At 60.8% G+C, this 1,145-nt stretch carries 1 protein-coding gene; it reads right to left on the minus strand.

What is annotated here, in order from left to right:
* Positions 1 to 75: 75 nt before the first annotated feature.
* Positions 76 to 1,145: group II intron reverse transcriptase (locus tag ACWGJO_RS41395; protein ID WP_452190938.1), on the minus strand; the 1,070-nt coding region annotated here is incomplete at its 5' end.

Here is a 1,145-nt window from a genome sequence, read left to right on the forward strand (position 1 = left end):
CGGTCGGGTAGCCGGGACACATTGCTGTGCCCCGGCCCCCTCAGAACCGGCCGTGCCCGTTTCCGAGCAACCGGCTCAAGCAAGCCCCAGGGACGTCACAGGTTCCTGTACTCGGGGCCGATTTCCGCCGGCGGCGTGCAACTGCCGGTGACAATCGGCGTGAATGAGACGCAGGTTCTTCATCTCGTCCGATCCGCCTTCGCGCCGGAAAACGAAGTGATGCTTGTTCAGCATCTTCTTCGAAGCCGCGAACCAGGCCATCCACTCGCGTGGGCTGTCCGGTTCGTATTCGGCCCCGGCGATGAGCGCCTGTCGGCAGAGAGGACAGAGCCCTTTCTGCCGGTATGCCAGGGCAAGACTTGTCTTGTCCATCGGCGGTGGCGCTTTGCGTCGGCGACGGTTCCCCCAGTATTCGATCAGGGACGGATCATCGAGCGATGCCGCACCTTTTACCAGGGTATGCCGGATGATTCCGGTCCAGGCGAACTTCACGAGGTAGGCGCCGCTCGCGCGGTCACCGAACACCCATCGGTCTCGTCTGGCCTTGTTGAACCGGCCGAAGTACCGTTTGACGATCCAGTCCTTCGGCTTTCGCGGGTGGGCATGCTTGGCCCATTTATACAAGAGCTTCCACATGTAGTCATCCAGGTCGGTAAAGACCCTGGACGACACCACCGTCCGGTAGTAGGCAGCCCACCCCCTGATGATGGGGACGAGCTTCTTCAAGACGCCTCCGGCATTGGCTCCGTACAGAGCCTTCACCTCGACCTTGAGCCGCTTCCGGATTCTCTCGACAGCGTCCATGCTGGGTTTGATCAGCAGCTTGTCCCCGTAGCGCCGGATTCCGAAACCGAGGAAGTCAAACCCTTGCGCCACGTGGACGACCCGGGTCTTTTCCTCGTTGAATCTCAGCCCTCTTGGCTTGAGCCACTGTTCCAGTTCAGCCTTGATTCGGTGCGCTTCCTCTTCGCTGTGGCACATGGCCACGAAGTCGTCTGCGTACCGCACCAGGACCGGGGAGTCCCGGGCCGTATATGTTCCTCTGTTGCCCGGACCGGCATATCGGTAGCGACTCCCCGCTGCTGCCTCCATTCCATGCAAGGCAATATTCAGCAGCAATGGACTGATCACTCCTCCTTGAGGAA

This window comes from Kitasatospora sp. NPDC054795, from assembly GCF_053611565.1.